The following is a 19,775-nucleotide window of genomic DNA, read 5'->3' as shown; positions in this document are numbered from 1 at the left end:
GGCGGCTCGATGCATCATTTGCGGCGTTACCTGATCGCCGGGCTGCTGCTCTGGCTGCCCCTGGGCGTGACCATCCTGGTGGTCCGGCTGCTGGTCGGCACCATGGACCAGACCCTGCTGCTGCTGCCGGAGCGCCTGCGCCCGGATGCCCTGCTGGGTTTCCATATCCCAGGCCTGGGCCTGCTGCTGGCGGTCAGCGTGGTGCTGGTTACTGGCATGCTGGTGGCCAACCTGTTCGGCCGTCGGTTGGTGGCGTTGTGGGAGCGGCTGCTGGCCCGCATCCCCCTGGTGCGCTCCATATATATGGCGGTCAAGCAACTGGCCGAGACCATGTTCTCCGGTGGCGGCCAGTCCTTCCGCAAGGTGCTGCTCATCGAATACCCGCGCAAGGGGCTGTGGACCCTGGCCTTCCAGACCGGCACCGGCGTGGGCGAGGCGCAGCAGAAGACCGGCCGCGACGTGGTCAACGTTTACGTCCCCACCACCCCCAACCCCACTTCCGGCTTCTTCCTGATGGTGCCGCGGGAGGATGTGGTGGAGCTGGACATGAGCGTGGACGATGGCCTGAAGATGATCATCTCCATGGGCGTCGTCGTTCCGCCCGGGATAAAGCCGGGCGAAGAGACGCGCTAGGGGAGAGCCCGCCGAGGTGTGTTCTGTGCGCCACGGCGACTTTCCCGCATCTTTCCCCACCCCTGCGGCTACGGCCGGTGTTGCGCCGGCCGGGCGCTAGCCGTACCATTCCCGCCTTTAATTTTTGATGTAACAGGACTTTTTCCCCATGCGCAGCCACTATTGCGGCCATTTGAACGAATCCCTTATCGATCAGGAAGTTGAGTTGTCCGGCTGGGTTCACCGCCGGCGCGACCACGGCGGCGTGATCTTCATCGACCTGCGCGATCGCGAGGGGCTGGTGCAGGTGGTGTTCGACCCGGACACCCCGGAAACCTTCGCCACCGCCGAGAGCGTGCGCAACGAGTTCGTGCTGCACATGAAAGGCCGCGTGCGTCGCCGTCCGGAGGGGACCGAGAATGCCAACCTGCCCACCGGCCAGGTGGAGGTGCTGGGCAAGACTCTGACCATCCTCAATCGCTCCGAGACCCCGCCGTTCCAGCTCGACGATGGCGATGACGAAATCTCCGAGGAACTGCGCCTCAAATACCGCTACGTGGACCTGCGCCGCCCGGCCATGCTGGAGCGTCTCAAGTTCCGCTCCAGGATCACCCGCGCCCTGCGCGAATATCTGGACGACCACGGCTTCCTCGATATCGAGACGCCGATGCTGACCAAGGCGACGCCAGAAGGTGCGCGCGACTATCTGGTGCCGAGCCGCACCCACCAGGGCAGCTTCTTCGCCCTGCCGCAGTCGCCGCAGATCTTCAAGCAGTTGCTGATGGTGTCCGGCCTGGATCGCTACTACCAGATCGTGCGCTGCTTCCGCGACGAGGACCTGCGCGCCGACCGCCAGCCCGAGTTCACCCAGATCGACATCGAGACCTCGTTCATGAACGAGGAGCAGATCATGACCATGATGGAAGGCATGATCCGCCACCTGTTTGCTCAGGTGCTGGAGGTGGCGCTGCCCAACCCGTTCCCGCGCATGACCTACGCCGAGGCCATCGGCCGCTACGGTTCGGACAAGCCCGATCTGCGCAACCCGCTGGTGCTGACCGACGTGGCCGATCTGATGCAGGACGTGGAGTTCAAGGTGTTCGCCGGCGCGGCCAATGATCCCAAGTGCCGCGTCACCGCGCTGTGTGTGCCGCAGGGCGGCGAGAAGCTGTCGCGCAAGGAGATCGACGACTACACCAAGTTCGTCGGCATCTACGGCGCCAAGGGCCTGGCCTATATCAAGGTCAACGACAAGGCCGCCGGCCGCGATGGCCTGCAGTCGCCCATCGTCAAGAATATCCATGATGCGGCCCTGGCCGGCCTCATCGAGCGTACCGGCGCCGAAAACGGCGACCTGATCTTCTTCGGCGCCGACAAGGCCAAGGTGGTCACCGAGGCCCTCGGCGCGCTGCGCATCAAGATCGGTCATGACCTCGGTCTGCTGCAGGGCCAGTGGCGTCCGCTGTGGGTGGTGGACTTCCCCATGTTCGAGTTCGACGACAAGGAGAACCGCTGGGTGTCGCTGCATCATCCGTTCACCGCGCCCAAGGAAGAACACCTGGACAAGCTGGCACACGATCCGGGCAATTGCCTGTCGCGCGCCTACGATATGGTGCTGAACGGCACCGAGCTTGGCGGCGGCTCCATGCGCATCTACCGCAAGGAGGTGCAGCAGGAGGTGTTCCACCAGCTCGGCATCGACCAGCTGGAGGCGGAAGAAAAATTCGGTTTCCTGCTCGATGCCCTCAAGTACGGCTGCCCGCCGCACGGTGGTCTGGCCTTCGGCCTCGACCGTCTGGTGATGCTGATGACCGGCGCCAAGTCCATCCGCGACGTGATGGCCTTCCCCAAGACCCAGTCCGCCGCCTGCATGTTGACCGGCGCACCCTCCACGGTGAATCCCAAGCAATTGGTCGAACTGGGCGTGCGTGTCGCCAAGCCGGTGAAGGAAGAGAAGTAAAACCTGCTACACCCTGGTGGCGCAATGAGGGGTCTGAGAGGCACGCATGGCTGAAGCATTGCCGATCGAAAAGTATGCCGGTCTGAGTGACGCGGAGTGCGAGGCACGCATCGTCGCGGCCAAGGAGCAGTTGGGCGAGCGCCTGGTGATCCTGGGGCATCACTACCAGCGTGAAGAGGTGTTCCGCCACGCCGATTTCTCCGGTGATTCGCTCAAGCTGTCACGCGAGGCGGCGCAGTCCAAGGCCGAGTACATCGTGTTCTGCGGCGTACACTTCATGGCCGAGGTGGCGGACATCCTGTCGCGCCCGGAACAGATCTCCATCCTGCCGGACCTGGGCGCCGGCTGCTCCATGGCCGACATGGCCAACCTGGCCAATGTCGAGCGCGCCTGGCGCGAACTGGCCACGGTGCTCGACCCGGATGAAACCATCACGCCGGTCACCTATATCAATTCCGCCGCCGACCTGAAGGCCTTCTGCGGCCGCCACGGTGGCATCGTCTGCACCTCGTCCAACGCGCGCAAGGTGCTGGAGTGGTCCTTCGCCCAGCGCGACAAGGTGTTGTTCTTCCCCGACCAGCATCTGGGCCGCAACACGGGCTACACCATGGGCATCCCGCTGGAAGAGATGGTGGTGTGGGACTTCGACCTGCCCATGGGGGGGCTCACCCCGGAGCAGATCAAGCGCGCCAGGATGATCCTGTGGAAGGGTTTCTGTTCGGTACACCAGATGTTTCGCCCCGAGCACATCGATCGTTTCAAGGAGAAATACCCGGACGCCAAGATCATCTCCCACCCGGAGGCGCCGTTCGAGGTGTGCCAGAAGTCCGACTATGTCGGCTCCACCGAGTACATCATCAAGACCGTGCGCGAATCCGTCCCCGGCACGCGCTGGCTGGTGGCCACCGAGCTGAACCTGGTCAACCGCCTGCACGAGCAGTTCAAGGGCGAGGGCAAGCACGTCCATTTCATGTCGCCCACCGTATGCATGTGCTCCACCATGTTCCGCATCGATCCGCAGCACCTGGCCTGGACGCTGGAGAATCTGGTCGCCGGTCATGTGGTCAATCAGATCAAGGTGGCGCCGGAGGAGTCCCGCCTGGCGCGGCTGGCCTTGGAGCGGATGCTGGACGTGAGCGCCAGGTAAGGTCTGTTGGCGGGCTGAAGTCCGCCCTGCCGATGCGCTCTGTACCTTGGTTCCGTGCCCCCCGTCACATTCTTTTCCGCTTTTCCCCGCCTGGCTTGTCCCCGCCGCATCGGATGGGGTTTAATGCCTTGAACCCGCTGCGGCGGGGGCGGGGGCCCTGAGCGGTGCCCCGAGGTCCTGAGACAGGGACGGCATGACGGCCTACATCACAATAACTATCGGGCTGTGGCGGTGGAGAGCGTGAAGAAACCTTTCTGGAAAGCGCGTTGGTTTCCGGGGCTGGTGGTAACCCTGGCGTGCCTGCTCGCGGCGGGCGGAGAGCCCTTATCACGGCTGGATTGGGCTGCCTATGACCTGGCGGTGGGTTTCGCCAGCGGTCGCCCCGCCGACGACAACGTCGTCGTGGTGGCCATCGATGAACCCTCCCTGCAACAGTTGGGGCCGTGGCCGTGGCCACGCGATCGTCTTGCCCAGGTGGTGAGCCAGTTGGCAACGGCCAAGGCGGCGGTGATCGGTGTGGCCCTGCCGCTGGATACGGCCGAGAATCAGCACGGCCTCGAATACCTGGGGTATCTGCAAAACGAATATACGGATAGCGGCGTGCGCGAGGCACTCAGCCGCGCCGAGGCGGGCCTCGATACCGACGGCGCCCTGGGCCGCAGCGCGCGCCGGGCGGGTAATGTGGTGTTCGGCATGCCTTACCGTTTCGCCACCTCCGCGCGCAATCGCCTGCCGCCGCTGGATGACACGGTGAGCGTCTACACCTTGCCCGATGTGGCGGCCAACCGCCCAGTCTGGTTTGATTTCGTACCCAGTGTGCTCACCACCCGTGCCACCGCCGCCGATCGCCTGTATCCGCCGGTGCCGGCCATTGCCCAGGGCGCGGCGGGCATCGGCCATCTCAACGGTTATCCCCTGGGGGGGGGCAGCCTGCGTGCCGTGCCGCTGGTGCTGCAATACGGCGAACGTTATTTCCCGTCCTTTTCGCTGCTGGTGGTGGCGCACTCCCTGAAGCTGAACCATCGGCACGTCAGCGCCACACCGGGCCAGGGCGTGAGCCTGGACGGCGCCACCTTCCACACCGACCCGGCCATGCAGGCCTACCCACGCTATTACCGCGGGCGTGACGACAAGTCACCCTTCAAGACCTATTCCTTTGTCGAGGTCTATGGCCAGCAGGTGGATGCGGCGGATTTCCGCGGCAAGACCGTACTCATCGGCCTCACCGTACCGTCCCTGGTGGATGCGGTGGCGACGCCCATCGGTGAGGCGATGGCGCCGGTGGTGGCCAGCGCCCATGTGGTGAGCAGCCTGCTCAATAACGACCTGTTCAGCGTGCCGCCGTGGGCGGTGTGGGCGCAGCTGGCGGTACTGCTGCTGGTCGGCCTCTATCTGATGTTCGTGTTGCCGCGCTTCCGGCTGGGTACCGGCCTGGCCCTGAGCGTGGTGGTGCTGTTCCTGCTGGTCAATGCCCATTTCATGCTGATGGCATCGCAGTCGTTGTGGCTGCCGCTGATGGTGCCGGTGACGGCGTTGCTGGCCGGCGTTGCCCTGCTGGCCTTGCGCCGTCTGGTGGAAGAACGCTCCAACCAACTGCGCGGCCAGCTCGACCTGGCCAACCGCAGCCTGGGACAGATGCTGCAGTCTCAGGGGCAGTTTGATCTGGCGTTCGAAAAGCTGCGCCGCTGCGCCGTGGATGATGATCTGCTGGAGATGCTCTACAACCTCGGCCTCGATTTCGAGCGCAAGCGCCAGTTCAACCGCGCGGTAGGTGTGTTCAACTACATCGTCGAGCACTCGCCGTCGTTCCGCGACAGTCGTGACCGTATCCGTCTCAATCAGGAGATGGAAAAGATGACCGCCCTGGGCAAGGGATTCGCCGCCAATACCGGCGGCGGTACGCTGGCCATGAGCTACGACAAGCTGCAAAAGCCCATGCTGGGACGCTATCAGGTGGATCGCGAGATCGGCCGCGGTGCCATGGGTATGGTGTACCTGGGACGCGACCCGCGCATCGGCCGTACCGTGGCCATCAAGACCATGGCCCTGTCGCAGGAGTTCGACGAGGAACAGTTGGCTGATGTGAAGGCACGTTTCTACCGTGAGGCGGAGACCGCCGGCCGTCTCAATCATCCCAATATCGTCACTGTCTACGACGTGGGCGAGGAACAGGACCTGTCCTACATCGCCATGGACTACCTGCACGGCAAGCCGCTGTCGGCCTGGTGCCGGCCGGAAAACCTGCTGCCGGCGGAAAAGGTGTTCGACATCATCATCAAGGTGGCGGAGGCGCTGGACTACGCCCATCAGCAACAGGTGGTGCACCGCGATATCAAGCCGGCCAACATCATGTACGACGAGAAGACCGGCTCGGTGAAGGTCACCGACTTCGGCGTTGCCTGCCTGGTGGACTCCAGCAAGACCAAGACCGGTACGGTGCTGGGCAGCCCGTCCTATATGTCGCCGGAACAGCTGGCGGGCAAGAAGGTGGATGGCCGTTCCGACCTGTTCTCCCTCGGCGTCACCTTCTTCCAACTGCTCACCGGCGAACTACCCTTCGTGGCGGACTCGCTGGCCAGCCTGATGTACAAGATTGCCAACGAGAAACATGTCGATGTGCGCGTGTTGCGCCCCGACCTGCCGACCTGTGTCAGCACCATCGTCAACCGGGCGCTGTACAAGGACATCGAAAAGCGGGTGCAAAGCGGCCACCATCTGGCTAACGCGTTGCGCCGCTGCAAGCAACAGATAACCAAGGATCATTGAGGTGAATAGCGTACCCGAACTGCAGATGAGCGGCCGCACCGACACGGGTTGCACGCGCGAACACAACGAGGACCAGATCGCCTGGGATGCCAACGCCGGCCTGGCATTGCTGGCTGACGGCATGGGGGGCCACAATGCCGGTGAGGTGGCCAGCGCCCTGGCCATTTCCGTGCTGCATCCATTGCTGCGTGACCTGCCGGCCGACACCCTGGAGCAGGAGGTGGGCATGCAGAATGCCGTCGCCGACGCCAATACGGAAATCCTGCAAAAAGCGGGGTCGGATGCCGTGTTCAGCGGCATGGGCACCACGCTGGCCTTGGCGCTGTTCCGCGGTCGCGGCGTAATGATCGGTCACGTCGGCGATTCGCGCGTCTACCGACTGCGCGGCGGCTGCCTGGAACTGCTCACCAGTGATCACTCCCTGTTGCAGGAGTTGGTGGCCGGCGGCTTCATGAGTGCCGATGAGGCCCAGGAGGTGGTCAACAAGAACGTCATCACCCGTGCCCTCGGCATCGAGCCGGCGGTGGAGGTGGAGGTCCATCACCATGAGGTGCAGGTCGATGATATCTATCTGCTCTGCTCCGACGGCCTCAATGACATGGTGACTGATAACAGCATCGCAAAATTGCTCACGGACAACAGGGATAATCTGGAGGCTGCCGCCAATGCGTTGGTAGCCGAGGCGAACCGCTGCGGCGGTAACGACAATATCTCCGTAATCCTGGCGCGCGTAGTGGCGTTGAAGGAGTGACATGACCATGGCAAAGCTGATCATCACACTGGATGGTGTGAACATAAATGAACTGAACCTGGACCAGCCGCGCATCACCCTGGGGCGGGCATCGTCCAACGATATCGTTCTGGACGATGGCACGGTGAGCGGCAAGCATGCCGTGTTTCACGTGCTGGGCAAGGAAATCTTCGTTGAGGACCTGGAGAGCACCAATGGCACCATGGTCAACGGCCAGCGCATACATCGGCGTCAGCTGCGCCACGGCGATGTGCTGCGTGTCGGCCAGCACGAAATCAAGCTGGTGGATGAGTCGGTGCAGAGCCTGGATGCCACGGTCATCATCTCTTCCGCCCAACGCGATGCACTGAAGACACCCAAGGATCTGATTGGAAAGCTCAAAATCCTGAACGGCCCCAAGGCGGGCGAATTGCTGGAGCTGAACAAGCCCTATAACACCGTCGGCAAGCCCGGTGTGCAGGTGGCGGTGGTGGCCAAGCGCACGCAGGGGTTCTTCCTGGTGCCGATGGCGGTGGGCAACAGCCAGGGGGTGCCGAACCTCAATGGCCAGCCCATGGGGGCGGGGAGTCAGGCCCTGAAGAGTGGCGATGTGCTGGAAGTGGCGGGCGTACGCCTCGAATTCCAGCAGCAGAGCGTGTCCTGACATGGCGCGCCTGTTGCTCCTGCATGACGGAGTGGGGATCCACAGCTATCCGCTGGAGCGGGCCGAAACCACCCTCGGGCGGCATGCCGACAGCGACATCCGCCTCGACGACCAGGCGGTCAGTACCCACCACGCGGTGCTGCGCCTGGAGTCTGTCCCTTACCTGGAGAATTACCGCAACGTGGTGCTGGAAGATCTGGGTAGTACCAATGGCACCCAGGTCAACGGCGCCCCGGTGACCCGCAAGCTGCTGCACCAGGGCGATCTGATCCGCATCGGCCATTATGAGTTTTCCTTCGAGGCCGACGAGGGCCATGGTCTCGACCGCACCACCATTCTGCTTCCCGACCGCGAAATTTGAGATATCCCAAGCCGGCAGCCTGTCGGCCATTGCCCTGCTGATGGTAAAATGCCGCTATTTATCGGCATGTCATCAACGAGGTAATCATGGCCGGACACAGCAAATGGGCCAATATCCAGCATCGCAAAGGGCGCCAGGATGCCAAGCGCGGCAAAATCTTCACCAAGCTGATTCGTGAAATCACCGTCGCGGCCCGCATGGGCGGCGGCGATCCCGGCGGCAACCCGCGCCTGCGCACGGCCATCGACAAGGCGCTGGACGCCAATATGCCCAAGGACACCATCGAACGCGCCATCAAGCGTGGCACCGGTGCCGGTGAGGGCGAAAACTACGAACAGATCCGTTACGAAGGCTACGGCGCCGGCGGCGTGGCGGTATTGGTCGACTGTCTCACCGACAACCGCAACCGTACCGTGTCGGAAGTACGCCATGCCTTTTCCAAATGCGGTGGCAATCTCGGTACCGATGGTTCGGTGGCCTATCTGTTCAGCCGCGTCGGCGTACTCAGCTATCCGGCTGGCAGCAATGAGGATCGCATCATGGAGGTCGCCCTCGAAGCCGGTGCCGATGATGTGGCCAGCAATGACGACGGCAGCATCGACGTCATCACCGCGCAGGAAAACTTCATCGAGGTGAAGGAGGCGATGATCGCCGCCGGCCTTACCCCGGAAGTAGCCGAGGTCACCGAGCGTCCCGCCACCACCATCGAGTTGCAACTGGAAGACGCCGAGAAGGTGATGAAAATGGTGGACATGCTGGAAGACCTCGACGATGTGCAGAGCGTATACAGCAACGCCGATTTCAGCGACGAAGTGATGGCAAAACTGCAGTGACAAGGAAAAGGAGTGCGGTGTCGTGCCGCGCAATATTTTTTCCTGTCCCTGGTAACTTGTCGTTGGGGACTGGTTTCTGATGTCCCGTATCCTCGGCATCGACCCCGGTTCGCGCATCACCGGTTTCGGCGTCATCGAGCGCGAGGGGACGCGCAGCGTGTATGTGGCCAGCGGCTGTATCCGGGTGGGGGACGGCGAATTCACCGGCCGCCTGAAGTCGATTTTTGACGAGTTGCGCGAGGTGGTGGCGACGTACCGGCCGCAGCATGTGGCCATCGAACGGGTGTTCATGGCGCGCAATCCCGATTCCGCCCTCAAACTGGGGCAGGCACGCGGCGCGGCGCTGTGTGCGGTTTTGATGGAAGGTCTGACGGTGAACGAATACACGCCGGCGGAGATCAAGCAGGCGACGGTGGGCAACGGCCGCGCCGGCAAGGAGCAGGTGCAACACATGGTGCAGGCACTGCTGCAACTGCCGTCAGCACCACAGGCGGATGCCGCCGACGCCCTGGCCGTGGCACTGTGCCACGTGCACACGGCGCAAACCCTCAATCATCTGGCAGCGGCAAAGACCTTGGCGGGAAGACGGCGATGATCGGACGTTTACGCGGCAAATTAGTGGACAAGAAGCCGCCGCAACTGTTGCTGGAGGTGGGCGGTGTCGGCTACGAGGTCGAGGCGCCCATGAGCACCTTCTACCAGTTGCCCGCCAGCGGTAGCGAAATCATTCTGCATACCCATCTGGTGGTGCGCGAGGATGCGCACCTGCTGTTCGGTTTTGCCAGCGAGCGCGAGCGCAGCCTGTTCCGCGCCCTGCTCAAGGTCAACGGTGTCGGCGCCAAGATGGCGTTGGCGATCCTCTCCGGCATGAGCGCCGACACCTTCGCCCGCTGCATTCAGGAAAACGATACTGCCTCGCTCACCCGTCTGCCCGGCATCGGCAAGAAGACCGCCGAGCGTCTCATCGTCGAAATGCGCGATCGCCTGGCCGACTGGCAGGAGGCCGGTGTGCTGCCGGTGGTGATGGCGGTGCCGACGGCAGAGCGCGATGAGGTGAGGGACGCCGTCAGCGCCCTTGTTTCCCTCGGCTACAAGCCGCCGGAGGCCAGCCGTATGGTGAGCGGCGTGATTACCGATGGACGCAGTTCAGAGGAGATCATCCGTGAGGCGCTGAAGGGGGCGATGAAGAAATGATAGAAACCGATCGCCTGATCACCGCCAGCGCCAGCCGCGAAGAGGATGTCATGGATCGTGCCATTCGGCCCAAGCTGCTGGCCGATTATGTCGGCCAGCAGGCGGTGCGCGGGCAGATGGAAATCTTCATCCAGGCAGCGAAAAAACGCCATGAGGCGCTCGATCACGTGCTGCTGTTCGGCCCGCCCGGCCTGGGCAAGACCACCCTGGCACACATCATTGCCGCGGAAATGGGCGTGCAGTTGCGCCACACCTCGGGGCCGGTACTGGAGCGTCCCGGCGACCTCGCTGCGCTGCTCACCAATCTGGAACCGCACGACGTACTGTTCGTTGATGAAATCCACCGCCTGTCGCCGGTAGTGGAGGAGGTGCTCTATCCGGCGATGGAAGACTACCAGCTCGATATCATGATCGGCGAGGGGCCAGCGGCACGTTCCATCAAGCTGGACCTGCCGCCGTTCACCCTGGTCGGCGCCACCACCCGCGCCGGTCTGCTCACCTCGCCACTGCGCGATCGCTTCGGCATCGTGCAGCGGCTGGAGTTCTATACCGTCGATGAGTTGCAATCCATCGTTACCCGTTCCGCTGGCATCCTCGGCGTGCGGATCGAAGCCAAGGGGGCGCATGAAATCGCGCGCCGCTCCCGTGGCACGCCGCGTATCGCCAATCGCCTGCTGCGCCGCGTGCGCGACTATGCCGAGGTGAAGTCCGACGGCTGCATCACCGATACCGTGGCCGATCGCGCCCTGGACATGCTCGACGTGGACGGCAACGGCTTCGATGTGATGGACCGCAAACTGCTGCTCGCTGTGATCGAAAAGTTCGACGGCGGCCCGGTGGGCGTCGACAGCCTGGCCGCTGCCATCGGCGAGGAGCGCGGCACCATCGAGGATGTGTTGGAGCCTTATCTGATCCAGCAGGGTTTTCTGATGCGTACCCCGCGCGGGCGCACCGCCACCAGCAGCGCCTATCTGCATTTTGGTTTCACGCCGCCGCAATCGACGGCGCGTACCCTGCAGCAGGCGCTGGAACTAAATAACGGCAAGGATGACTAACGTGTCGATGTTCGCATGGCCGGTGCGCGTGTACTACGAGGACACCGATACGGGCGGGGTGGTGTACTACGCCAATTACCTCAAGTTCATGGAACGGGCCCGTACCGAATGGCTGCGCAGCCTCGGCTTCGAACAGGATCAGTTGATTCGTGACGCGGGTATCATTTTTGCGGTGCGTGCGGTCGAGGTGGATTATCTGCGCCCGGCGCGGTTCAACGACGCGCTGACGGTCACCGCCGAGGTCGTGCACAACGGCGGCGCCAGCATCACCTTCCGTCAGGAGGTGCGGCGCGGCGACGAGGTGTTGTGCCGCGGCAAGGTGAAGATCGCCAGCCTCGACGCGCAGACCCTGCGCCCCAGGCCAGCGCCCGCAGCAATCGTCGCCGCACTGGAGCAACAGTACGCGTAATTCGTATGCCGTTCGCAGCGCGGCTTTGAACCAGTCGTTTATGCTGTCGGCCGGCAGCCACCTTTCGACGGAAAAGAACAAGGATGAATACTGACATTTCCCTGTTGAGCCTGTTTATCGAGGCCAGCCTGCTGGTGCAGGCCGTGATGCTCCTGCTGCTGCTCATCTCCATCGTTTCCTGGGGACAGATCATCGCCAAGTGGCGCCTGCTCAAGGCGGCCAGTGCGGACGCCGACCTGTTCGAAAAGCGCTTCTGGTCCGGCATCGATCTGGTCGAACTGTACAAGCAGGTGTCCAAGAACCGCGACGGCAACACCGGCATGGCCGGGCTGTTCGAGGCGGGCTTCGGCGAGTTCGCCCGCCTGCGCAAGCAGGGTGGCGTCGAGCCGATGGCGGTGGTGGAGGGCGCGCAGCGCGCCATGCGCGTGGCCCTGAGCCGCGAGATCGATCGTCTGGAGGCCAATCTGTCCTTCCTCGCCACTGTCGGTTCCACCAGCCCGTACATCGGCCTGTTCGGTACCGTATGGGGCATCATGAATTCCTTCCGTGCCCTCGGCTCGGTGCAGCAGGCCACCCTGGCGATGGTGGCCCCCGGTATCGCCGAGGCGCTCATTGCCACCGCCATGGGCCTGTTCGCCGCTATCCCCGCGGTCATTGCCTACAACCGTTACGCCAATGACGTGGAGCGGCTGGTGAATCGCTACGAGGCCTATACGGAAGAATTCTCCACCCTGTTGCAGCGCCAGGCCCACACCAAATGAGCGGCGGCGTGGCCTATCGGCACAAGCGCAAGAAGCCCATGGGCGAGATCAACGTCGTGCCCTATATCGACGTGATGCTGGTGCTGCTGGTGATCTTCATGATCACTGCACCGCTGTTGACCCAGGGGGTCAAGGTGGACCTGCCGCAGGCGTCTGCCGAGACGGTGCCGCCGGCAGCGATCCCGCCGCTGGTGGTGACGGTGGACGCGGCCGGCAACCTGCATTTCACCAAGGGGGCCGAGCGTTCGGTGCAGCTCGATGTCGAGGGACTGGCGGTGCGCATCGCCGCCGAGTTGCGTCTGCGACCGGAGACGCCGGTGTATGTGCGGGGCGACCGCAACGTCGCCTATGGCAAGGTGGTGACGGTAATGGCGGTGCTGCAGCAGTCCGGTGTGCCCGGCGTGGGCCTGCTCACCGAGAACCCGGAATAAGCGATGTCGAGCCGGTTTGCCCCGTACGGCTGGTCGCTGCTGCTGCATGCGGTACTGGTGGCATTGCTCGGCGTCAGCCTGCATGCGCCGACGCCGCGGCCGCAGCCGACGGCGGCCCAGACGGAACCGGAGCCGATTCAGGCGCGGGCGGTGGATGAGGCGCAGGTACAGGCCGAGGTGCAGCGCCTGCGTGATGAGGCCCGCCGCCAGCAGCAGCAGGAAGAGGCACGGCGCAAGCAGTTGCAGGACGAGGCGCAGCGCGCACGCGAGGCGCGCCAGCGTGAGGAGCAGCGCGCCGCTGAGGTGAAGCGCCGCGCCGAAGAAGAACAGAGGCAGCGCGTTGCCGCCGAGCAGGAACGCAAGGCGAAGGAAGCGGCGGAGCAGAAACGTCTGGCTGAGCTGAAGCAGGCACAGGCGGAGGCGGAGAAGAAGCGCGTCGCCGAGGAAAAGCGGGCTGCGGAGCTGGAGGCGAAACGCAAGCAGGAAGAGGAGCGCCTGCGGCGTGAGGACGAGGCGCGCAAGAAGGCCGCCGCCGAAGCCGAACTGAAGGCCAAGATGGCGGAGGCGCAGCGCCAGATGGAGGCGGAGGCGCAGAAGCGGGCACAGGAGCGGGCGCGCCAGAATGCTACCCTGGTGCAGCAGTACATCGCCGACATCCGCAACAAGGTGGAGCGCAACTGGTTGCGCCCGCCCACCGCCCGCCCCGGCATGACCTGCACGGTGCTGGTGCAGCAACTGCCCACCGGCGACGTGGTAGGCGTGCGCATCACCCGCAGCAGCGGTGATGCGGTGTTTGATCGCTCGGTGGAAAATGCGGTGCACAAGGCATCGCCCTTGCCGCCGCCGCCGGTGCCGGAGATTTGGGAACGTGAAATCGAATTCATCTTCGAAGCGAGGTAGTCCCTTGAATGCGATGAAAGCATGGTTGCTGTTGTGCCTGTTGCTGACCGGTACGGCGCAGGCGCGTCTCAGCATCGAGATCACCCAGGGCATGGAAGGCGCCATGCCCATCGCCGTGGTGCCCTTCGGCTGGAGCGGCCCCGGCGCGCCGGCGCAGGACATGGCCGCCATCATCAGCGCCGACTTGGCGCGCAGTGGCCAGTTTGCGCCGCTGGATGCGCAGCGCCTGCCGCAGCGTCCGGTGGACGGGCGTGATGTGAACTTCAATCTGTGGCGCGGCGTGGGCAGCGACAATCTGGTGATTGGCCGCATGGAACTGCGTGATGGCCGTTATCAGGTGCAGTTCCAGTTGTTCGACACGGTGCGCGGGGTGCAGCTGGCCGGCTACACCATGCAGGCGGATGCGGCGCGGCTGCGCCGGGTGGCGCATCAGATCGCCGACATCATCTATCAGCGCCTCACCGGGCAGCGCGGCGCCTTCGACACCCATATCGCCTACGTGACGGTGGAAAATCTGGAGGCGGGCAAGCGCCGCTTCCGTCTTGAGGTGGCCGATGCCGATGGCCACAACGAGCAGGTGATCCTCAGTTCCGGACAGCCCTTGATGTCGCCAACCTGGGCGCCGGATGGCCGCCGTCTCGCCTACGTGTCCTTCGAGGGCGGCCGCTCGATGATCTACGTACAGGACATTGCCAGCGGCCAGCGCCAGAAGGTGGCGGAGTTCGCCGGCATCAACAGCGCGCCGGACTTTTCGCCTGACGGCCAGCGCCTGGCGCTGACCCTGTCGCGTGACGGCAACCCGGAGATCTATATCCTGGAGCTGGGCAGCGGCCGGCTGACGCGGGTGACGCAGCACTTTGCCATCGACACCGAGCCGGTGTGGGCACCGGATGGGCGCAGCCTCTATTTCACCTCCGATCGCGGCGGACGGCCGCAGATCTACCGCGTGCGTCTCGATGCCCAGGGCCGCCCGCAGGAGGCGCCGCAGCGCGTCACCTTCGAGGGCATCTACAACGCCAGTCCGGCGCTGTCGCGCGACGGCAAGCGGCTGGCGATGGTGCACGGCGACGGCGATCGCTTCCGCATCGCGGTGCTGGAGCTGGAAACCGGCACCCTGCGGGTGTTGACCGATACCCGCCTCGACGAATCGCCCAGCTTCGCCCCCAACGGCGCGATGCTGCTGTATGCCACCGAGGTGGGCGATCGCGGTGTGCTGGAAGCAGTATCGGCGGATGGCCGGGCGCGGCAGCGCCTGGGCCTGAAAAAAGGCGACGTGCGCGAGCCCGCCTGGTCCCCCTTCTTCGGCGAATAGGAGCAAGAAACATGAACAGTAAGGCATTGTGGGTAGTGGGTTTGAGCAGTTTGCTGCTGGCGGCATGCGGCAGTCTGGAAGAGCGGCCGGAAGACGTGCCGGTGGAAGAACGCAGCATCGGTGCCGGCGAAATGCGTCCCGGTGACGGCGTCGAGACCGGTGGTGCGCGGTTGGGCGGCGAATTCGGCGTGTCGGCGCTGACCGACCCGGCCAGCCCGCTGGCCAAGCGCGTCATCTACTTCGCCTTCGACAGCAGCGAGGTGACGCCGGAGAGTCGCGAACTGATCACCATCCACGCCCGTTATCTGGCGCAGAACCCGGAAATTTCCGTGGTGCTGGAAGGCCATGCCGACGAACGCGGCTCACGGGAGTACAATCTGGCCCTGGGTGAGCGCCGCGCCAAGGCGGTGGAGCGTTTGATGACCCTGCAGGGCGTCGGTGCGCGCCAGTTGCAGGTGATCAGCTTTGGCGAGGAACGTCCGGTGGCCTTCGGTCATGACGAGTCGGCCTGGCGCTTGAATCGCCGTGTGGAATTGCTTTATTCGGGATATTGATATGACACGACAGAAGCTTGTTGCGGCCCTGCTGCTGACGGCATGGACCCTGCCGGCCATGGCGGCCGAGCCGCTGGAGGCGCGAGTGGCCCGGCTGGAACGGCAGGTGGAAAGCCAGGCGCTGGTGGAGATGGCCACGCGCCTCGATCGGCTAGAGCAGGAGGTGCAGCAGCTGCGCGGCCAGATGGAAGAGCAGTCCTACGCCATCACCGAGCTGCGTCAGCGCCAGCGCGATCTGTACCTCGACATCGACCGCCGCCTGTCGCGTTTGGAGCGGGAAGGCGGCGCCTCGGCGCCGCAGGCCCTGGTCGCACCGCCGGTCGCGGCACCTGCCGCACCCGTGTCGGCACCGACTGCGCCGGCGGCGGCTGTTGCACCTGCTCCCGCCCCGGCGCAGGCGCCCCCTGCCGCCCCGGCACCTGCCCCGCTCAATGCCGCCAACGCCGACAAGGAACGTGAGGCCTATCAGCAGGCCTTCGATCAACTGCGTGAGCTGCGCTACGAGCAGGCGATCACCGCCTTCCGCGCCTTCCTCAAGGACTATCCGGATGGCCGTTACGGGCACATTGCGCAGTACTGGATTGGCGAGGCCAATTATGCCCAGCGCAATTTCAAGCAGGCGGTGGCCGACTATCGCGTGCTGCTGCAGCGCTATCCGAAGAGCCCCAAGCTGGCCGAGGCCATGCTGAAGATCGGCTACAGCCAGTACGAGCTGGGCGACAAGGCCGAGGCGCGCACGATCCTGACCGAACTGGCGCGCACCTACCCCAATACCACCGAGGCCGGCCAAGCCAACGCGTTCCTGCAGAAGATGCGCGGCGAAGGCAACTAGTCAACTTCTTCACCGCAAAGGCGCACAGAACGCCAAGCTCTTGCTGTAGGAGCCCCAGGCCTTCTCGCTGCGCCTAAGCGGTGAATGAATTTCGAACCCCCATGGACGAAGCCCGTCTGCGCATTACTGAAATCTTTTTCTCCCTGCAAGGCGAATCGCGCAGCGTCGGTTGGCCCACGGTATTCGTGCGCCTGACCGGTTGTCCGTTGCGCTGTAACTATTGCGATACCGCCTATGCCTTCAGCGGCGGCGCGTGGATGACGCTGGATGAGGTATTGGCGCAAGTGGCGGGTTATGGCGCGCGTCATGTCTGCGTCACCGGCGGCGAGCCGCTGGCGCAGCGTGCCTGCCTCCCGCTGCTGACGCGCCTGTGCGATGCCGGTTATGCGGTGTCGCTGGAGACCTCCGGCGCGCTGGACGTGGCGGCGGTGGACCCGCGCGTGAGCAGGGTGATGGACCTGAAGACGCCGGGTTCGGGCGAGGCGGGCAAGAACCGTTACGAAAACATCGCGACACTGACCTCACAGGATCAGGTCAAGCTGGTGCTGTGTGATCGCGCCGATTACGACTGGGCGCGGGAGATCATCCAGCGCCACGATCTGGCGGCCCGTTGCGAGGTGCTGTTGTCGCCCTGCTATGGCCGGCTGGAGCCGACACAACTGGCCGAGTGGATCCTGGCCGATCGTCTGCCGGTGCGCTTTCAACTGCAGTTGCACAAAATTCTGTGGGGCGAGGCACAGGGCAAATGAAACGGGCAGTGGTACTGGTCTCCGGTGGACTCGACTCGGCCACGGTCCTGGCCATGGCCCGCGCCCAGGGCTTTGCCTGTTATGCCCTCAGCTTCGACTACGGCCAGCGCCATCGTTGCGAGCTGGCGGCGGCGCAGCGGGTGGCGCGCAGCCTGGGGGCGGTGGAACATCGCACCTTCCCGCTGGACCTGCGCCAGTTCGGCGGTTCGGCGCTGACCGACGATGCCATCGCCGTGCCGGAGACGCCGGGCGAGGGTATCCCGGTCACCTACGTGCCGGCGCGCAACACCGTGTTCCTGTCTCTGGCCCTGGCCTGGGCCGAGGTGCTGGGGGCGGGGGACATCTTCATCGGCGTCAACGCGGTGGACTACTCCGGCTATCCCGACTGCCGCCCCGAATTCATCGCGGCCTTCGAGCACATGGCCAATCTGGCCACCCGGGCCGGGGTGGAGGGGCGGCGCCTCACCGTTCATGCGCCCCTGATCCACATGAGCAAGGCCGAAATCATCCGTACCGGCACCGCCCTGGGCGTGGATTACGGCCAGACCCTGTCCTGCTACAACCCGGACGGCGCCGGCCGCGCCTGCGGTGTGTGTGACTCCTGCCGCCTGCGTGCCGCCGGCTTTGCCGCCGCCGGCCTGCCCGATCCCACCCCCTACCAAGGAGGCTCTGAATAAGCGACAGAGTTTCCGCGGCACAGGGAGGCGCTGCCACTCTCCAATAGTGATAAGTCATTGGAAAATTAGGTAAATCTTCTCGATTTGTTTGGTCAGAAAAGTCCAGGATGGACGTATTCAGACCTTCCCAATAGGGATACTGCATCCCTCGCCCCGGTGGGGTATTTTGGTCCGGTTTATTTTCGGGAATAACAGACCGGATTTCTCCATCTATTAAGAGCTGCCGATTTCAGGGGGGGACCGCCCTCCGGCAGGCCGCCAGCGGTCAGACCTTTCGTCGCGAGGAGACACTATGATTTTCGATAGCTTTGCCGAGGCACAATCCGTGCTGCTGTGGTCCACCTTCGCCATCGCCCTGGTGCTGGGGTTGGTGGTGAACAAGACCAACTTCTGCACCATGGGTGCGGTGTCCGATGTCGTCAATATGGGCGACTGGGGCCGCATGCGTGCCTGGCTGCTGGCCATCGTGGTGGCCCTGCTCGGCGTGGTGGTGCTGGAGACCATGGGCCTGGTGGCGGCCAATGATGCCTTCCCGCCCTATCGCATGGGCCAGCTGGTGTGGGCGGAAAACCTGCTCGGCGGCATCATCTTCGGTATCGGTATGACCCTGGCCAGCGGCTGCGGCAACAAGTGCCTGATCCGCATCGGCGGCGGCAACATCAAGTCCATCATGGTGCTGCTGATCATCGGCGTCATCGCCTACTTCATGGTCAATCCCTTCCCCGGCAGCGACCAGACCCTGATGTCCGTGCTGTTCATCGACTGGATCCGCCCGCTGGCGGTGAATGTCGGTCCCTATCAGGACCTGGGTTCGCTGGTGAGCAGCGACAATGCCGTGATGGCGCGTCTGGTGATCGGCGGCCTCATCGCCGCCGGCCTGCTGGTGTTCATCCTCAAGTCGGCGGAATTCCGCTCCAGCTTCGACAACATCCTCGGCGGCGTGGTGGTCGGTCTGTGCGTGCTGGGCGCCTGGTATGTCACCTCCAACCTGAACCTCAACATCGAGGACGAGGTGGTGGCGCTACGCGATGCGGTCAACCCGACCAAGGAATACTGGGACATGTATCCCGACTTCCATGAGGGCGTCGACACCAAGCCGGACAGCGCGCCGCTCAGCCCGCAGTCCTTCACCTTCATCAATCCCATGGGTCAGACGGTGGGTTATGCCGCCAAGGGCTTCGACAGCAGCCTGCTGACCTTCGGCATCATGTCGGTGTTCGGCGTGATCCTCGGCTCGCTGCTGTGGTCGCTACTGAGCAAGGGCTTCCGCATCGAGTGGTTCGCCAGCTTCAAGGACTTCCTCAACCACTTCATCGGTGCGGTGCTGATGGGCTTCGGCGGCGTGCTGGCCATGGGCTGCACCGTGGGCCAGGCCATCACCGGTGTTTCCACCCTGGCGCTCGGCTCCATCATCACCTTCGTCGCCATCGTGTTCGGCAGCGCGCTGACCATGAAGATCCAGTACTACAAGATGGTGTATGAAGATGAGGCGACTTTCTTCAAGGCTTTCGTGACGGCGCTGGTCGATATGCGTCTGCTGCCCTCCTCCCTGCGCCAGCTGGAAGCGGTTTAACGCAGTCCGTACGCGGGACACGGGAGCGGCGCGGATCCAGCATGCGCCTCTCGTGTCCCCCGTCTCCTCTCCTTATGGTCTTCACCCTGTGCCGCCATGGGCAGTGTGCTGACTTCCACCGGGTTCGTGCTTGCCATTTCCGCTCAGTTCGGTAGCATATGCGGCTCATTTGTGCCGGGTCGTTAGCTCAGTCGGTAGAGCAGCGGACTTTTAATCCGTTGGTCGTGAGTTCGAGTCTCACACGACCCACCATAT

General features: G+C 64.0%; 21 protein-coding genes and 1 tRNA gene. All 22 read left to right on the top strand.

Annotated features, from left to right (window positions below; translation table 11 throughout):
- The first annotated feature begins 9 nt into the window (after nucleotides 1-9).
- The 22 genes from ACMV8A_RS11955 to ACMV8A_RS11850 all read left to right on the top strand — a co-directional run bounded on the left by ACMV8A_RS11955 (nucleotide 10) and on the right by ACMV8A_RS11850 (nucleotide 19,772).
- Entirely contained in the window at nucleotides 10-633 is a 624-nt protein-coding gene (locus ACMV8A_RS11955) for a DUF502 domain-containing protein (protein ID WP_495326043.1), read from the top strand.
- A 148-nt stretch (nucleotides 634-781) separates the two neighbouring features.
- Nucleotides 782-2,572: an aspartate--tRNA ligase gene (aspS, locus tag ACMV8A_RS11950; protein WP_495326042.1), complete on the top strand. Its 1,791-nt coding sequence runs from the start codon at nucleotides 782-784 to the stop codon at nucleotides 2,570-2,572.
- Nucleotides 2,573-2,618: 46 nt separating this feature from the next.
- On the top strand, nucleotides 2,619-3,719 hold the full coding sequence (gene nadA / locus ACMV8A_RS11945) for a quinolinate synthase NadA (RefSeq protein ID WP_495326041.1): 1,101 nt from the start codon (nucleotides 2,619-2,621) through the stop codon (nucleotides 3,717-3,719).
- Nucleotides 3,720-3,959: 240 nt separating this feature from the next.
- Complete coding sequence (locus tag ACMV8A_RS11940; protein WP_495326040.1) at nucleotides 3,960-6,485, top strand: CHASE2 domain-containing serine/threonine-protein kinase; 2,526 nt, start codon at nucleotides 3,960-3,962, stop codon at nucleotides 6,483-6,485.
- Nucleotide 6,486: 1 nt separating this feature from the next.
- Nucleotides 6,487-7,236, top strand: coding sequence for a Stp1/IreP family PP2C-type Ser/Thr phosphatase (locus tag ACMV8A_RS11935; protein ID WP_495326039.1), 750 nt, complete (start codon nucleotides 6,487-6,489; stop codon nucleotides 7,234-7,236).
- 7 nt (nucleotides 7,237-7,243) lie between these two features.
- Nucleotides 7,244-7,879, top strand: coding sequence for an FHA domain-containing protein (locus ACMV8A_RS11930; RefSeq protein WP_495326037.1), 636 nt, complete (start codon nucleotides 7,244-7,246; stop codon nucleotides 7,877-7,879).
- Nucleotide 7,880: 1 nt separating this feature from the next.
- Nucleotides 7,881-8,240 carry an FHA domain-containing protein gene (locus ACMV8A_RS11925; RefSeq protein ID WP_495326036.1) on the top strand — a complete coding sequence of 120 codons (360 nt, stop codon included), beginning with the start codon at nucleotides 7,881-7,883 and terminating at the stop codon, nucleotides 8,238-8,240.
- An 86-nt stretch (nucleotides 8,241-8,326) separates the two neighbouring features.
- The gene (locus tag ACMV8A_RS11920; RefSeq protein WP_495326035.1) at nucleotides 8,327-9,073 is read left to right on the top strand and encodes a YebC/PmpR family DNA-binding transcriptional regulator; all 747 of its coding nucleotides are present in this window, start codon (nucleotides 8,327-8,329) and stop codon (nucleotides 9,071-9,073) included.
- Between the two features lie 79 nt (nucleotides 9,074-9,152).
- Complete coding sequence (gene ruvC, locus ACMV8A_RS11915; RefSeq protein WP_495326034.1) at nucleotides 9,153-9,668, top strand: crossover junction endodeoxyribonuclease RuvC; 516 nt, start codon at nucleotides 9,153-9,155, stop codon at nucleotides 9,666-9,668.
- Complete coding sequence (gene ruvA, locus ACMV8A_RS11910; RefSeq protein WP_495326033.1) at nucleotides 9,665-10,267, top strand: Holliday junction branch migration protein RuvA; 603 nt, start codon at nucleotides 9,665-9,667, stop codon at nucleotides 10,265-10,267. The genes ruvC and ruvA overlap by 4 nt, the downstream gene beginning before the upstream one ends.
- On the top strand, nucleotides 10,264-11,322 hold the full coding sequence (ruvB, locus tag ACMV8A_RS11905) for a Holliday junction branch migration DNA helicase RuvB (RefSeq protein WP_495326032.1): 1,059 nt from the start codon (nucleotides 10,264-10,266) through the stop codon (nucleotides 11,320-11,322). Before ruvA ends, ruvB begins: the two co-directional genes overlap by 4 nt.
- A gap of 1 nt (nucleotide 11,323) precedes the next feature.
- Nucleotides 11,324-11,731, top strand: a complete 408-nt coding sequence (ybgC, locus tag ACMV8A_RS11900) for a tol-pal system-associated acyl-CoA thioesterase (protein WP_495326030.1) — start codon at nucleotides 11,324-11,326, stop codon at nucleotides 11,729-11,731.
- An 83-nt stretch (nucleotides 11,732-11,814) separates the two neighbouring features.
- Nucleotides 11,815-12,492, top strand: coding sequence for a protein TolQ (tolQ, locus tag ACMV8A_RS11895; RefSeq protein ID WP_495326029.1), 678 nt, complete (start codon nucleotides 11,815-11,817; stop codon nucleotides 12,490-12,492).
- Nucleotides 12,489-12,923: a protein TolR gene (gene tolR / locus ACMV8A_RS11890; RefSeq protein ID WP_495326028.1), complete on the top strand. Its 435-nt coding sequence runs from the start codon at nucleotides 12,489-12,491 to the stop codon at nucleotides 12,921-12,923. The genes tolQ and tolR overlap by 4 nt, the downstream gene beginning before the upstream one ends.
- Nucleotides 12,924-12,926: 3 nt before the next feature.
- Complete coding sequence (tolA, locus tag ACMV8A_RS11885; protein WP_495326027.1) at nucleotides 12,927-13,823, top strand: cell envelope integrity protein TolA; 897 nt, start codon at nucleotides 12,927-12,929, stop codon at nucleotides 13,821-13,823.
- Nucleotides 13,824-13,836: 13 nt separating this feature from the next.
- Nucleotides 13,837-15,135, top strand: coding sequence for a Tol-Pal system beta propeller repeat protein TolB (gene tolB, locus ACMV8A_RS11880; RefSeq protein WP_495326026.1), 1,299 nt, complete (start codon nucleotides 13,837-13,839; stop codon nucleotides 15,133-15,135).
- A gap of 11 nt (nucleotides 15,136-15,146) precedes the next feature.
- Nucleotides 15,147-15,689: a peptidoglycan-associated lipoprotein Pal gene (gene pal / locus ACMV8A_RS11875; RefSeq protein WP_495326025.1), complete on the top strand. Its 543-nt coding sequence runs from the start codon at nucleotides 15,147-15,149 to the stop codon at nucleotides 15,687-15,689.
- 1 nt (nucleotide 15,690) lies between these two features.
- Nucleotides 15,691-16,521 carry a tol-pal system protein YbgF gene (gene ybgF, locus ACMV8A_RS11870; RefSeq protein WP_495326024.1) on the top strand — a complete coding sequence of 277 codons (831 nt, stop codon included), beginning with the start codon at nucleotides 15,691-15,693 and terminating at the stop codon, nucleotides 16,519-16,521.
- Nucleotides 16,522-16,622: 101 nt separating this feature from the next.
- The gene (gene queE / locus ACMV8A_RS11865; protein WP_495326022.1) at nucleotides 16,623-17,270 is read left to right on the top strand and encodes a 7-carboxy-7-deazaguanine synthase QueE; all 648 of its coding nucleotides are present in this window, start codon (nucleotides 16,623-16,625) and stop codon (nucleotides 17,268-17,270) included.
- Nucleotides 17,267-17,947 carry a 7-cyano-7-deazaguanine synthase QueC gene (queC, locus tag ACMV8A_RS11860; RefSeq protein ID WP_495326021.1) on the top strand — a complete coding sequence of 227 codons (681 nt, stop codon included), beginning with the start codon at nucleotides 17,267-17,269 and terminating at the stop codon, nucleotides 17,945-17,947. Before queE ends, queC begins: the two co-directional genes overlap by 4 nt.
- 292 nt (nucleotides 17,948-18,239) lie before the next feature.
- A complete protein-coding gene (locus tag ACMV8A_RS11855) occupies nucleotides 18,240-19,520 on the top strand; it encodes a YeeE/YedE family protein (protein ID WP_495326020.1) in 1,281 nt (426 codons plus the stop codon).
- A gap of 176 nt (nucleotides 19,521-19,696) precedes the next feature.
- Nucleotides 19,697-19,772: transfer RNA gene (locus ACMV8A_RS11850), tRNA-Lys, on the top strand.
- Nucleotides 19,773-19,775 lie beyond the last annotated feature (3 nt).

This window comes from Sulfurivermis sp. (assembly GCF_059410345.1).
Note: the sequence above shows the minus strand (reverse complement) of the source record. Positions and strands in the feature narration are given on the sequence as shown.